This is a genomic window from Streptomyces sp. NPDC005761, assembly GCF_040630635.1.
GTDB lineage: Bacteria > Actinomycetota > Actinomycetes > Streptomycetales > Streptomycetaceae > Streptomyces.
The window spans coordinates 1-13,275 of sequence record NZ_JBEXXX010000012.1 but is presented as its reverse complement, the minus strand read 5'-3'; the positions used below and the strand labels follow the sequence as shown (position 1 = coordinate 13,275).

At 71.2% G+C, this 13,275-nt stretch carries 11 protein-coding genes; 7 read left to right on the top strand and 4 right to left on the bottom strand.

Going from position 1 to position 13,275, the window contains the following annotated elements:
• The first annotated feature begins 116 nt into the window (after nt 1-116).
• From ABZ434_RS14155 to ABZ434_RS14140, 4 genes are all read left to right on the top strand, one after another.
• Nucleotides 117-992, top strand: coding sequence for an alpha/beta hydrolase (locus ABZ434_RS14155; RefSeq protein ID WP_359135317.1), 876 nt, complete (start codon nt 117-119; stop codon nt 990-992).
• A 108-nt stretch (nt 993-1,100) separates the two neighbouring features.
• Nucleotides 1,101-2,405 carry a histidine kinase gene (locus ABZ434_RS14150; RefSeq protein ID WP_359135315.1) on the top strand — a complete coding sequence of 435 codons (1,305 nt, stop codon included), beginning with the start codon at nt 1,101-1,103 and terminating at the stop codon, nt 2,403-2,405.
• Nucleotides 2,402-3,079: a response regulator transcription factor gene (locus ABZ434_RS14145; protein WP_359135313.1), complete on the top strand. Its 678-nt coding sequence runs from the start codon at nt 2,402-2,404 to the stop codon at nt 3,077-3,079. The genes ABZ434_RS14150 and ABZ434_RS14145 overlap by 4 nt, the downstream gene beginning before the upstream one ends.
• A 104-nt stretch (nt 3,080-3,183) precedes the next feature.
• Nucleotides 3,184-4,419, top strand: a complete 1,236-nt coding sequence (locus ABZ434_RS14140) for a cytochrome P450 (protein WP_359135311.1) — start codon at nt 3,184-3,186, stop codon at nt 4,417-4,419.
• A gap of 44 nt (nt 4,420-4,463) precedes the next feature.
• On the opposite strand, the gene ABZ434_RS14135 is transcribed toward ABZ434_RS14140, so the two are convergent.
• Nucleotides 4,464-6,092: an ABC transporter permease gene (locus ABZ434_RS14135; protein ID WP_359135309.1), complete on the bottom strand. Its 1,629-nt coding sequence runs from the start codon at nt 6,090-6,092 to the stop codon at nt 4,464-4,466.
• A complete protein-coding gene (locus ABZ434_RS14130) occupies nt 6,089-7,015 on the bottom strand; it encodes an ABC transporter ATP-binding protein (RefSeq protein ID WP_359135307.1) in 927 nt (308 codons plus the stop codon). The genes ABZ434_RS14135 and ABZ434_RS14130 overlap by 4 nt, the downstream gene beginning before the upstream one ends.
• A 93-nt stretch (nt 7,016-7,108) precedes the next feature.
• Between ABZ434_RS14130 and ABZ434_RS14125 the strand changes: the two genes are divergently transcribed.
• A complete protein-coding gene (locus ABZ434_RS14125) occupies nt 7,109-7,666 on the top strand; it encodes a MarR family transcriptional regulator (protein WP_359135305.1) in 558 nt (185 codons plus the stop codon).
• A 153-nt stretch (nt 7,667-7,819) separates the two neighbouring features.
• Here the strand turns inward: ABZ434_RS14125 and ABZ434_RS14120 are convergent, their stop codons facing one another.
• Complete coding sequence (locus tag ABZ434_RS14120; RefSeq protein WP_359135304.1) at nt 7,820-8,677, bottom strand: diacylglycerol kinase; 858 nt, start codon at nt 8,675-8,677, stop codon at nt 7,820-7,822.
• A gap of 186 nt (nt 8,678-8,863) precedes the next feature.
• On the opposite strand from ABZ434_RS14120, the gene ABZ434_RS14115 reads away from it, so the two are divergent.
• A complete protein-coding gene (locus ABZ434_RS14115; protein WP_352122676.1) occupies nt 8,864-10,147 on the top strand; it encodes an adenylosuccinate synthase in 1,284 nt (427 codons plus the stop codon).
• A 161-nt stretch (nt 10,148-10,308) separates the two neighbouring features.
• On the opposite strand, the gene ABZ434_RS14110 is transcribed toward ABZ434_RS14115, so the two are convergent.
• Entirely contained in the window at nt 10,309-11,850 is a 1,542-nt protein-coding gene (locus ABZ434_RS14110; RefSeq protein WP_359135301.1) for a substrate-binding domain-containing protein, read from the bottom strand.
• Nucleotides 11,851-12,332: 482 nt separating this feature from the next.
• On the opposite strand from ABZ434_RS14110, the gene ABZ434_RS14105 reads away from it, so the two are divergent.
• Entirely contained in the window at nt 12,333-13,223 is an 891-nt protein-coding gene (locus ABZ434_RS14105) for a glycoside hydrolase family 19 protein (protein ID WP_359135299.1), read from the top strand.
• Nucleotides 13,224-13,275: the final 52 nt, after the last annotated feature.

Here is a 13,275-nt window from a genome sequence, read left to right as displayed (position 1 = left end):
CCCGCCCGTCACAGGCCGGCCGCGTTGATCGCCCACCGGGCAGGCACCGTCGCCGTACTGATACCGTCCCCGCAGATCAGGCCAGTTGGCCGGGTGACAAGGACGGTTGGAGCAGCATGTCGGATTCTGCCGCGCGTGAGCGGGACGCCGCCGAGACCGAGTCGGCCTTCTCGCATCCGGCCGTCGTTCCCGACGACTTCGCCGCCTATGGCAGCCACCCCGACCAGGTGATCGACTTCTACGCCCCGCGGGACCGACGCGCAGGCGCACCCGTCGTGGTCGTCCTGCACGGCGGGGCCTGGAGGGCGCCGTACGACCGGGCCCATGTGTCGCCGTTCGCGGACTTCCTGGCCCGTCGTGGCTTCGCTGTCGCCAGTGTCGAGTACCGGCGCGGCAGCGAGCTTCCGCAGCAGCGGGGCTCCGGCCCCGTCGCCGGGCGCTGGCCGGAGACGTTCGACGACGTCGCCGCGGCGATGGACGCGCTGCCGGAGCTGCTGGCGCGGCACCTGCCCGCTGCGGATGCCCGGCGGGTCGTCGTCACCGGGCACTCCGCGGGCGGGCAGCTGGCGCTGTGGGCCGCCGCCCGGCACGTACTGCCCGAGGGCTCGCCGTGGCGGCTGCCGCGTGCGCCCGCGCTGCGCGGAGTGGTCGCGCTCGCCCCCATCGCGGACTTCGCCTCGGCCGTCGGGCTGGATGTGTGCTCCGGAGCGGTCGGGCAGTTCCTGGGGGCCGCGGAGGACTTCGCCGAGCGGAGCGCGCACGCCGACCCGGCTCTGCTGCTGCCCACCGGCATCGCCACCGCGGTGGTGCAGGGCACCGTCGACCTGACCGTGCCGCAGGCCGTCTCGGAGGCGTTCGTCGACGCGGCGGCCAAGGAGGGCGAGACGGTGGGGCTGACGCTGCTGCCGGACGTCGGGCACTTCCCGCTGATCGACCCGGCGGCCGACGCGTGCGCCGTGGTCGCCGAGGAGATCGCCCAGCTGGCCTGGTAGGACCGCTGCCGCGGCACCGCGACGGACCCGGGTAGTACTTGCGACGGACGGTTCAGGATCCGTATCACTGCGGACGACCCGGGGTGCCGCGCCCCCTACCGTGGAAGCGTGACCCAGACCAAGACCAGAAGCCCGGAGCTCCGGGTGGCCGCAGGGGCGATAGGCGGCCTGCGCCAGGACCTCGTCCACGACGCGTTCGCCTACCGCCCGCTGCCGCCGATGCGGACCGACGGGGTGCTGACCAGGAGGCTGCCGGAGCGGCTCCGGGCGCGCGCCGAGTGGACGCCGCACGCGGTGGTCCTCGCCGCCGCTCTGCTCGTCTTCATGATGGGGTTCTCCGTCACGGGCAACGCCGGAGTCCTCATCTCGGGGCTGCTGCCGGCCGGCTGCGTCGGGATGACGCTGATCCGGCCGGTCGGGGCGTTCTGGATGTCGATGGCACTCATGCCGGTGAGCATGGTCGTCGGCGCCTCCGACGGACCGTGGATGCCGAGCACCTTCTTCGCCCACCTGGTGGTGCTGGTCGTCGTCGCCGCGAGGACCCGGCCGCGTACCGCTGCCTGGATGTGGGGCCTGACCGTGCTGTTCGGCACGGTCCTGGAGAACGCCGGAGGGTGGGACGGGGGCCCTTCCACCGCGGCCATGGCGGTGGTCTCCGCGTTCGGACTGCTCCTGGTCACCGTGGTGCAGATCCGCCGTGAGGCGGAGCGCGAGGTGACCGTGCAGCGCACGGTCACCGCTGTCGAACGCGACCGGCGCACGCTGCTGGAGGAGCGCACCACCATCGCCCGAGAGCTGCACGACGTGGTCGCCCACCACATGTCGGTCGTCGCGATCCAGGCCGAAGCGGCCCCGTACCGGGTGGAGAACCCGCCGCCCGAGCTGGAGCAGGCCTTCGTCACGATCCGGGAGAACGCCGTCGCGGCCCTCACCGAACTGCGCCGGGTGCTCGGCGTCGTACGGGCCGAGGACTACGAGGCGCCCGACGCCCCGCAGCCCACCCTGGCCGAACTGGACGGGCTGCTCGCCAATGTCGGCGAGGCCGGACTGGCGACGGAGAAGACCGTGACCGGTGCGGTGCGCGAGTTGCCGCAGGGCGTCGAGCTCTCGGCGTACCGGATCATTCAGGAAGCCCTCAGCAACAGCCTGCGGCACGCACCGGGCGCCACCGCGAAGGTCGAGATCGGCTATGTGCTGAGCGGGCTCGGGCTGCGTGTCGTCAACGGTCCGCCGACCGGTCCGGTGAAGCCCTCGCCCGGCGCGGGGCACGGGATCACCGGCATGCGGGAGCGGGTGGCGATGCTGAACGGTGAGATGACGGCGGAGTCCACCGCGGAAGGCGGTTACGAGGTCACCGCCTTCATCCCCGTGCAGGCCGCCCCCTCCGACGCCCCCGCCGCGGAGCAGTCATGACGGCCCCCGCCGGTACGCCGATCCGGGTGCTGATCGTCGACGACCAGATGATGGTCCGCGAGGGTTTTTCGGTCCTGCTCAACGCGATGCCGGGCATCGAGGTCGTCGGCGAGGCGGTGAACGGGCGGGAGGCCGTCGCCCAGGTCGCCGCGCTCCGTCCCGACGTGGTGCTGATGGACATCCGGATGCCGGAGCTCAACGGCATCGAGGCGACCCGCGAGATCGTCGCCGCCGACGCGGACGCGAAGGTGCTGGTCCTCACCACCTTCGACCTCGACGAGTACGTCTACCAGGCGCTGCGCGCCGGTGCGTCCGGCTTCCTCCTCAAGGACGCCTCGGCCCGGCAACTCGCGGACGGTGTGCGGGTGGTGGCGTCGGGCGAGGCGCTGTTGGCGCCCACGGTCACCAAGCGCCTGATCGCCGAGTTCTCCAAGCTCGCGGCGGCCCCCCGACCGCCTGCCCTCGCCCAGATCGGCGACCTCACGGAGCGCGAGACGGAGGTGCTCGTGCTGATCGCGCAGGGCCTGTCGAACGCGGAGATCGCCTCGCACCTGGTGGTCGCCGAGTCCACCATCAAGACCCATGTCAGCCGCATCCTGGTCAAGCTGGGCCTGCGCGACCGCACCCAGGCCGCCGTCTTCGCCTACGAGGCCCGGCTGGTCACGCCGTCGTAGGGGCCTGCCCCGCCCGGTCGCTGCCTGGCCTCGCCCGGCCTTGCCCGGCCCCCGGCCCCGGGGCAGGGCTGGCCCGGGGCCGGGGGGCCCGTTAGCGTCGGGCCATGGACCAGCTCACGCACTCCGCCTCCGGTTCCGCCGCACCGTTCGCTCCCTGGTCGGCTGCGTTCGTCGCCGACCCGTACCCCGCCTACGCCGAGCTGCGTGCCACCGGCCGGGCGCACTACTTCGAGGCGACCGATCAGTGGCTCGTCCCGCACTACGCAGACGTGTCGGCGCTGCTGCGGGACCGGCGGCTGGGCCGGACCTACCTGCACCGGTTCACGCACGAGGAGTTCGGCCGGACACCGCCGCCGGCCGCACACGAGCCGTTCGAGACGCTCAACGGGCAGGGGCTGCTGGACCTCGAACCGCCGGACCACACGCGTATCCGGCGGCTGGTCGCCAAGGCGTTCACCCCGCGCACCGTCGAACAGCTGGTCCCGACCGTCCAGCGGCTGGCCGCAGGACTCGTCGACGACTTCGTCGCGCAGGGCGGGGGTGACCTGCTCACGGCGGTGGCGGAGCCACTGCCGGTCGCCGTGATCGCGGAAATGCTCGGCATCCCGGAGTCCGACCGTGCGCCGCTGCGGCCCTGGTCGGCCGCGATCTGCGGGATGTTCGAGCTGAACCCGTCCGAGGAGACCGCCCGCGCCGCTGTCCGCGCGTCCCTCGACTTCTCCGCGTACCTGCGCGAGCTGATCGCCGAGCGGCGCGGGAACCCGGGTCCGGATCTGATCTCCGCGCTCATCGCCGCCCATGACGAGGGCGAGCGACTGACCGAGCAGGAGATGGTCTCCACGTGCGTGCTGCTCCTGAACGCGGGACACGAGGCGACCGTCAACACCACGGTGAACGGCTGGTGGACGCTGCTGCGCCACCCGGACCAGCTGGCCGCACTGCGGGCGGACCACGGACTCCTGCCCACCGCGGTGGAGGAGCTGATGCGGTACGACACCCCGTTGCAGATGTTCGAGCGCTGGGTGCTCGACGACATCGAGATCGACGGCACGGTCATTCCGCGCGGTTCGGAGGTGGCCCTGCTCTTCGGATCGGCCAATCGCGATCCTGCCCGCTTCGCGGCCCCGGACGACCTGGATCTCTCCCGCCAGGAGAACCCGCACATCACCTTCGGCGCGGGCATCCACTTCTGCCTCGGGGCGCCGCTGGCCCGGGTGGAACTGACGACCTCCTTCGGTGAGTTGCTGCGCGGGGCACCCGGCATGCGGCTGGTCGAAGAACCGGAATGGAACCCGGGGTACGTGATCAGAGGCGTGAAGGAACTGCGCGTCGAGCTCTGACCCGGCGGCCGGGCGGCACCCCCGCCCGGCCCCCGCACGACACCTCAGTTCAGCATGTCCCGCCGTCGCAGAGCGCCCAGGCCGCCCGCCACCAACGCCACCGCGGTGGCGGTGAGGAGCGCCACCGGCCCCCACTCCATGCCCGCCGCCCCCGGCAGCCTGGGGAGGTGCGTGAACGGCGACACGTCCATCACCGGCTGCGGAAGATCCAGGGCGGGGCCTGTCCAGCCCAGCGCCAGGCAGAGGCCGACCAGACCCCAGCCCACCGCGGCGGCCCTGGGCAGCGCCCCGTACAGCAGGACCGTCACCCCGCCCAGCAGCCATACGGCGGGCAGCTGCACCAGCGAGGCGCCCAGCACGGCGGGGAGTTCGTGTCCGTAACCCGCCGCCAGACCGACACCGCCGGCCGCCATGATCAGTGCCGCGCCGCCGAAGGCGATGAGCAGATGACCGGCGGCCCAGCCGGTCCGGCCGACCCCGCCGGCGAGCACCGGTTCCGCACGCCCGGCGGTCTCCTCGCCATGCAGGCGCAGCACCGAGGAGACGATGTACAGGGCCGCCACCGTGCCGAGTACGGAGACCATCGAGGCGAGGAACGCGTCGGTCAGGCCGGACTGTCCGCCCATCCGCTCGAAGATCTCCCTGGTCTTCCGGTTGTCCCCGACGAGATCGGCCGCGCCGCCTGTCAGCCCGCCGAAGACGACTCCGACTGCGGCGAAGGACGCCGTCCACCCCAGGAGCGCACCGCGCTGGAGGCGCACCGCAAGGCCGAGGGCGGTGGAGATCCGGCCCCGGGCGGGCCCCGGCCGCGTCGCCAGGAAGCTCATGCCGACATCGCGGCGCCCGGCCAGGGTGTATGCCACCGCGCACTGCACGGCCACGGCCCCGGCTATCACGAGCAGTACCCACCACCGCTCGCCCGCGTACGGCCGGACGTTCTCCGCCCAGCCGAGCGGGGAGAGCCAGGTGAGCACCGATGAGCCGTCATCCGTCGCGGAGTCGCCCGCCGCCTTCAGGACGAACGCGGCGCCGATCACCGCTGCCGTCAGCCCTTTCGCGAGGCGCGCGCTCTCGGTGAACTGCGCGGCGATCGCGGCGGTGCAGGCGAACAGCGCACCGGTTCCGGCCACAGCCGCTGCGAGCGCCACCGCTCCGGCTCCGCCCGCCCCCGATCCGGCCATGCCCACCACGATGACGAGGCCCAGAGCGGCGTTGGCGATCAGAGCGGCGAGCAGCGCGGCGGTGAGTGGGGCCCGGCGCCCCACCATGGCTGAGGAGAGCATCTCCTGACGGCCGGTCTCCTCCTCCTCGCGGGTGTGGCGCACGACGACGACCAGGCTCATCACCGCAGCCAGTGCCGCGCCGAAGGCGATCATGCGCCAGCTGACGAGCGCGCCGACGGAGTCGCCGAACGCGGGCCCGTACATCGCGCGCAACGAGCTGTTGCCGTTCATCGAGGCGGCGAGCTCGGCACGCTGTGCGGCGGTGTCGTAGAGCGAGGCGATGGACTGCCCGACGGAAGAGAAGGACCCGCCCAGCACGAGCACCCAGACGGGCATGATGATCCGGTCGCGCCGCAGGGCGAGCCTCAGCAGGGGCCAGGTCCCCGCGAGCCGGCCGGTCCTGGCCCGGCGCCTCGCGCCGGTCGTCGCGCTCATGGTCACGGCCGTCATCGCGCCGCCACCCCCGCGCCCTGTTCGGTGCGGGCTCCGGTGTCCGCCGTGTAGTGCCGGAGGAAGAGCTGCTCCAGCGTGGGTGGGGTGCTGGTCAGCGACCGGACCCCGGACGCGGAGAGCGACTTGAGGACGGCGTCCAGCTTGTCCGTGTCGACCTGGAGCGAGACCTGCCGCCCCCGGACGTCGAGGTCGTGCACCCCGGGCAGCTGCGCCAGGCCGTCCGGAGCGTCCGCCAGCTCGGCGGTGATGTTCGTGCGCGTCAGATGCCGCATGCCGGCCAGCGAGCCCGTCTCCACCGTCCGGCCCTGCCGGATGATGCTGACCCGGTCGCAGAGCGATTCGACCTCGCTGAGGATGTGGCTGGAGAGCAGCACCGTACGCCCGCGGTCACGTGCTTCGACGACGCAGCTCTGGAAGACCTCCTCCATCAGGGGGTCGAGCCCGCTGGTCGGCTCGTCCAGGATCAGCAGGTCCACATCGGAGGCGAACGCGGCGACCAGGGCCACCTTCTGCCGGTTCCCTTTGGAGTACGTCCGTCCCTTTTTCGTCGGGTCGAGTTCGAAGCGCTCGACGAGGTCCGCGCGCCTGGCTTCGTCGAGACCGCCACGCAGCCGCCCGTACAGATCGATCACCTCGCCCCCGGAGAGACTGCGCCACAGGGTGACGTCCCCGGGGACGTACGCCACGTGCCGGTGCAGCTCCACCGCGTCACGCCAGGGGTCGCGTCCGAGCAGCTGGGCGGCGCCGGCATCGGCCCGCAGCATGCCCAGGAGGACCCGGATGGTGGTGGACTTCCCCGATCCGTTCGGTCCGAGGAAGCCGTGCACCTCACCGGACTCGACGGTCAGGTCGAGCCCGTCCAACGCGTGTGTCCGGCCGAACGACTTGTGCAGTCCGGCCACGGTGATTGCCTTCGTCATGGTTTTGAACGTACGCTACTTTCACAAACTTGTGAAGTTAAGGAAGCGTATAAACTCAGATGAGTGACCGGGGTACGGAAGAACGAGGGGCCGATGAGCAGCGAAACCGCAGAGGGCGCGCGCGAATCGCAAGGTGCCGCCCAGGAGCACGAGGAGCGGGACGCCGAGGCGGTCTCACGGTTCGTCGAGCGCTTCGCGTCCGAGATGACCGAGGCGGGGATGCAGCGCATGGCGTCCCGCGTGTTCGCCGCTCTGCTGGCCGCCGACGACGCGTCCATGACCTCGGCCGAGCTCGCCCTGGCCCTGCAGATCAGCCCCGCCGCGGTGTCCGGCGCGATCAACTACCTCACGCAGGTCAGCATGGTCGGCCGCGAACGCGAACCGGGCTCGCGCCGTGACCGCTACCGCCTGCACAACGAGATCTGGTACACCACCTTCGCCGGTCGCGACCGGGTGCTCACCCGCTGGGAGCAGACCCTCAGGGACGGGGCGCGCACGCTGGGGGAGCACACGCCGGCGGGCGCCCGGATCGCGGAGACGGCGGCGTTCTTCGAGTTCATGCAGTCGGAGCTGGGCGCCATGATGGACCGCTGGGAGGCCCACCGGAAAACCCTCGACCTGCCGGGGGCCGAGAGCTCGCGGGACGCCTGAACAGCGCCCGCCCTGCCGCGGGGGGCACCGCCGGGGTCACCCCCGCAGTGTCGGCCACGCACCACCACCGGGCCGGCAACCGGTATCGCAGGGGCCCGTCCGCGGTAGCGGGAGATCGAGCGAACCGGCCTGCCCCGCCCCTCGACGCGGAGGTTATCCCTCCGGATCCGGCAGCATCAGCCCCCAGGCCCCCGCCCGTACCGTCCACGTCCGGGTGCGCACCGGGCCGCCCACCTGTATGTCCGCCCGGTAGCGGAAGTCCGCGCCGGAGACCGTGACGGCCTTGGCCCCTGTGGTCATCGGGTCGCCGCCGGGCGCGTGGATCGTCACCTCGGCGACGCCGTCGTCGCCGCAGCCCGAGGTCACCGTCACCGATTCGACCGGGCGGCCCAGATCGTTCAGCACGACGCCGTCCGCCTCGATGCGCAGCCGGTGCGTGGCCGGCGGGGCGCCCGGGGCCGAAGGTGCGGGGTGCACCAGGGTGCGGACCAGGGAGCGGCAGGTGTCCCAGACAGCGGTGACGCCCGTGCGGTCCGGCTGCGTCCCCGGTGCACCGCTGAGGGCCGGGATCCGCAGCGCGCCCAGGACGACGCCGTCGCTGTCGTCGACCAGCAGGTCCAGCCGGCGCACCGCACCGTCCAGCGCCGTGCGCGCCGCTGCCACCGCGCCCATCGGCACGCCGAGCGAGTGCGCAAGTTCCAGGGCCGTCGCGGCCCCGACAGGGATGAGCGAGAGCGCGCTCATGGCCGGTTCTCGCTCCCGATGGAGCAGGGCCACCGCACGACGCAGCGCCCGGTCGTCGCCGATCACCACAGGCCGGCGGGTACCCCTGCGGGACAGGGCGCGGGCGAACTCCTCGGGTCCGTCCGGAAGGCAGATCTTGGCGTGCGAACCGGCGCTCAACACGTCTTTTGCGATCCGGACGGACTCGCCGTCCGTCCGGCGGGCGACCGGATCGATCACCACCAGCAAATGGGGCGCACCGTTACCGGGGGGCTGGGCAGCCGACACCTCGGTCCTTCCTCGGGTAGCATCTTGGTGCAAGAGCCCCTTGCGCTATTGCGCCAGGGGCTTCGTCTATTCCGGGGCACCCGGTTCGACGGTTCAGGCCTTGTCGTACAACGTCGTACGGCATGTACAGCGTTTACGTACGCCCCCTGACCTTGGACATGCCCCGCCCGGAAGGGGTGTACGCCTGTGCCCGCACTTGTGCTGCTCGGTGCTCAGTGGGGTGACGAGGGCAAGGGAAAGGCCACCGACCTCCTCGGTGGATCCGTGGACTATGTGGTGCGCTACCAAGGCGGCAACAATGCCGGCCACACGGTGGTCGTCGGTGACCAGAAGTACGCACTTCATCTCCTCCCCTCCGGAATCCTTTCACCGGGGTGTACCCCGGTCATCGGTAACGGTGTCGTCGTCGACCCTGCGGTCCTGCTCTCCGAGCTGAGTGGGCTGAACGATCGCGGCGTGGACACGTCCAAGCTGCTGATCAGCGGTAACGCTCATTTGATCACCCCGTACAACGTCACCGTCGACAAGGTGACGGAACGGTTCCTCGGCAAGCGCAAGATCGGTACGACCGGGCGCGGTATCGGCCCGACGTACGCGGACAAGATCAACCGGGTCGGCATCCGCGTCCAGGACCTCTACGACGAGTCGATCCTGGAGCAGAAGGTCGAGGCGGCCCTGGAGCAGAAGAACCAGCTTCTGGCCAAGGTCTTCAACCGGCGCGCCATCGAGGCCGGCAAGGTCGTCGAGGACATGCTCCAGTACGCGGAGCAAATCAGGCCCTACGTCGCCGACACGACGCTGATCCTGAACAACGCCATCGACGAGGGCAAGGTCGTCCTCTTCGAGGGCGGTCAGGGCACGCTGCTCGACGTCGACCACGGCACGTACCCCTTCGTCACCTCGTCGAACCCGACCGCCGGCGGCGCCTGCACCGGTTCCGGCGTGGGCCCGACGAAGATCAGCCGGGTCATCGGCATCCTCAAGGCGTACACCACCCGCGTCGGCGCCGGTCCGTTCCCCACGGAACTGCTCGACGAGGACGGCGAGGCGCTGCGCAGGATCGGTGGCGAGCGCGGTGTCACCACCGGCCGTGACCGCCGCTGCGGCTGGTTCGATGCCCCGATCGCGCGGTACGCGACCCGGGTCAACGGCCTGACCGACTTCTTCCTCACCAAGCTCGACGTGCTGACCGGCTGGGAGCAGATCCCGGTGTGCGTGGCGTACGAGATCGACGGCAAGCGCGTCGAGGAACTCCCGTACAACCAGACCGACTTCCACCACGCGAAGCCGATCTACGAGATGCTGCCGGGCTGGTCCGAGGACATCACCAAGGCGAAGACCTTCGGCGACCTGCCGAAGAACGCCCAGGCGTACGTGAAGGCGCTGGAGGAGATGTCCGGCGCCCCGATCTCCGCGATCGGTGTCGGCCCCGGCCGTACCGAGACCATCGAGATCAACTCGTTCCTGTAGGCATACCGGAGCGGAGGAGGGCCGGGGCGGCACCATCGCCCCGGCCCTCCGGCATGTCGGGCCCCGGCCTCGTCGTTCCGGTAGCGGGCGGGCGGCTTCGGTCCTCGCCGTTCCGGTTGCAGGGTGAACGGCCTCGGCCCTCGCCGTTCCGGCACGCGCCCTCAGCGCGCGTCCTCCCCGCAGATCCGCAGCCCCTCCGGCGTCGCGCACGGCAGGTGGCCGTGGGTGCGCACGACGTCCTGCCCGCTGCCGCGGCTGAGGTAGGAGAGGAAGCTGGAGGCCAGCGAGTCGGCGGGCGGGCTGCCGTAGGTGTACGCGTACTCGATCTCGCGGTACGGGTAGCTGCTGGTGCCGATCGTGTCGACGGACGGGGTGGCGCCGTCGATGGCGATCGGGTGCGCCCCCGCGGGTTTGGTCCCCGTGCGCAGCTCGCTGTAGCCGATGGCGCCGTCGAGCCGGCCGACCTCGGCCAGGACCTGGTCGGTCGAGTCGAGTTCACAGCGGATGACGGGGGCCTGCGGGTCGTCCTTCGTGGTGCAGTCGCGGGAGGACTGGGCGGGTTCGTTGCGGCCAAGGACTCGGCGCTGGAAGACCTCGCGGGTACCGGAGTTGGCGTCCCGGCTCACCAGCAGGACAGGCAGGTCGGGGCCTCCGATCTGCTGCCAGTTGTGGATGTCCCCCCGGTAGACGCGGCGGATCGCGTCCCGGGTGAGGTTGTCGAGGGGGACCTTGTTGTTGACGACCAGACGGAAGAGCGAGACGGCGACGCGGTTCTCGCGCAACTGCGGGAAGCCGCTTGGCTTCGGGCCGTCGGAGAGGGCCACGAGGGCGGGCGAGCCGGACTCCCCGGCCTCGGCGCCCCGCTCGGCCAGTTCCCTTGTTCCGGCAGTGCTGCCGTGCGGGTCCACGGTGATGGTGGCCCCGTCGCACGCCTTGGCGTAGTTCTCCGCGAGCTCGTCCAGGACGGGTTCGAAGGCGGTGGAGCCGGTCACGGTCAACTCGCCGCGGGCGCAGCCGATCGGGGGCGGGGTGGCGTCCCGTACCAGAATGATGGAGGCGAGCGTGACGACGCAGACGGTCAGGGCCACGGTGATGAGGCGAGCGGCCCGGCCGAACAGCGGAGGCTTCTCGTCCGGGCGGGCGGCGGTGTTCGTCCGCACCTCACCGTCCCGGATGCCACCCGTGATGCGGATGGGGCTGCCGACGCGTGAACCGGTCAGCAGGACGAGGAGCTTGAAGTGTTCGCCCCGGTTGAGCGGCACGCGCGGAAGCCGGATGAGCGAGCCGCTTACGCGTAGCCCCTCGGACGGGGTGAAGTGGTCCATGAGATGGTCGGCGCCCGTTGAGTGGGTGACGGCGATGCCGCGCACCCGGCGCTCGGTGAACTCGACCACCAGTCCGTGAAGCTGTCCGTCCGGTCCGGTGTAGTCGCCGCGGTCGATGGACTGCGAGCCGTCGTTCTCGATGCGCAGCAGGACGAGGGTGGCGTCGGCCATGTCCGGGGTCTCGTCGAACAGGCCGAGCCGTACGTTGGCCCTCGCCTGACCGGCGTCGCTGCCGATCGGGGTGTCCATCTGCACGCGGTAGCCGATGCGTTTGCGACGGGGGACGCGGCGTTCGTACCAGAGGACGCCGATGGAGGCGAGGACGCCCAGCACGGCGGTGAGCACCGCCACGATGTTCTCGGCGCTGAACCACTCCACGGCCCGTCCCCCTGACTGCCGTACGCCTGTACGGGTGCGGGTCACCGTATGTATGCGGGGGCGCGGGTGGTGGCGAGTACCGGGTCCCGTCGCCAGTTGTTCGCGCGCCGTTCGGGCACGGGGCGATTGGTCCATCGGAGTGGACCCGGGTGCGCGCCTCACGTGTTGACGAGTGCTCGGGCGTGCGTTGCTGAACGGCCGCGCAGTCGCGCGTTCCGCATGCTGGACGGTCCGGAGGAATTCCCTGCGGGTCCGTCGCCGCTTCCGGGCGTGATCCCGGCTGACTCCAGGCGCGATCAGCCCAGTTGAGGGCGGGGTGGACGCAACCCTCGCCCGTGAGGGGGTGGCTGTCGCCGCGAAGAGAGGGGACTTCCCATGTTGGTCTAGACCTTGACAGGTCCAGACCAACGCCGCTTGAGTGGTCGCACCCCCCATGGCGGCGCACCGACGAAACCGGTGCGCCGCGCCGAAGGAGTGCTCGCATGATCAAACGCATCATGGGCCTGCTGGCCGCGCTGGTCGCGGTCGTCGCGACGGTCGTCATTCTTCCCGCCACCACCGCTTCGGCGGCCACGTGCGCGGCCGCCTGGAACTCCTCCTCCGTCTACTGGGGCGGTGGCGCGGCCTCGTACAACGGACACAACTGGACCGCCAAGTGGTGGACCCAGAACGAGAAGCCCGGCAGCTCGGACGTCTGGGCCGACCAGGGAACCTGCGGCGGCGGCACGGACCCGGGCGGGCCGGGCTCGTCCAACGGCTTCGTCGTCAGCGAGGCGCAGTTCAACCAGATGTTCCCGGGCCGCAATTCCTTTTACACGTACAGCGGCCTGACCGCCGCCCTGAGCGCCTACCCGGGCTTCGCCAACACCGGCAGCGACACGGTGAAGAAGCAGGAGGCCGCCGCCTTCCTCGCCAACGTCAGCCACGAGACGGGCGGCCTGGTGTACGTGGTCGAGCAGAACACGGCCAACTACCCGCACTACTGCGACACCAGTCAGTCCTACGGCTGTCCCGCGGGCCAGGCCGCGTACTACGGGCGCGGTCCGATCCAGCTCAGCTGGAACTTCAACTACAAGGCCGCCGGTGACGCGCTCGGCATCAACCTGCTCGCCAACCCCTACCTGGTCGAGCAGGACGCGTCCGTGGCCTGGAAGACCGGCCTCTGGTACTGGAACACCCAGAACGGTCCCGGCACCATGACGGCCCACAACGCCATGGTGAACGGTGCCGGATTCGGCGAGACGATCCGCTCCATCAACGGCTCCCTGGAGTGCAACGGCGGCAACCCCGCCCAGGTCCAGAGCCGCATCAACAAGTACCAGGCGTTCGTGCAGATCCTCGGCACCACGGCGGGTTCGAACCTCAGCTGCTGACCGGCCGACCTCCCGCGGAACGGGGGTGCGCCGGGCCCGAAGGCCCGGCAAC

Excerpts from the sequence above, each read along its gene's own strand:
- ABZ434_RS14155 (WP_359135317.1), top strand. The coding sequence starts at position 117 with ATGTCGGATTCTGCCGCGCGTGAGCGGGACGCCGCCGAGACCGAGTCG.
- ABZ434_RS14145 (WP_359135313.1), top strand. The coding sequence starts at position 2,402 with ATGACGGCCCCCGCCGGTACGCCGATCCGGGTGCTGATCGTCGACGAC.
- ABZ434_RS14140 (WP_359135311.1), top strand. The coding sequence starts at position 3,184 with ATGGACCAGCTCACGCACTCCGCCTCCGGTTCCGCCGCACCGTTCGCT.
- ABZ434_RS14135 (WP_359135309.1), bottom strand. The coding sequence starts at position 6,092 with ATGACGGCCGTGACCATGAGCGCGACGACCGGCGCGAGGCGCCGGGCC.
- ABZ434_RS14130 (WP_359135307.1), bottom strand. The coding sequence starts at position 7,015 with ATGACGAAGGCAATCACCGTGGCCGGACTGCACAAGTCGTTCGGCCGG.
- ABZ434_RS14125 (WP_359135305.1), top strand. The coding sequence starts at position 7,109 with ATGAGCAGCGAAACCGCAGAGGGCGCGCGCGAATCGCAAGGTGCCGCC.
- ABZ434_RS14105 (WP_359135299.1), top strand. The coding sequence starts at position 12,333 with ATGATCAAACGCATCATGGGCCTGCTGGCCGCGCTGGTCGCGGTCGTC.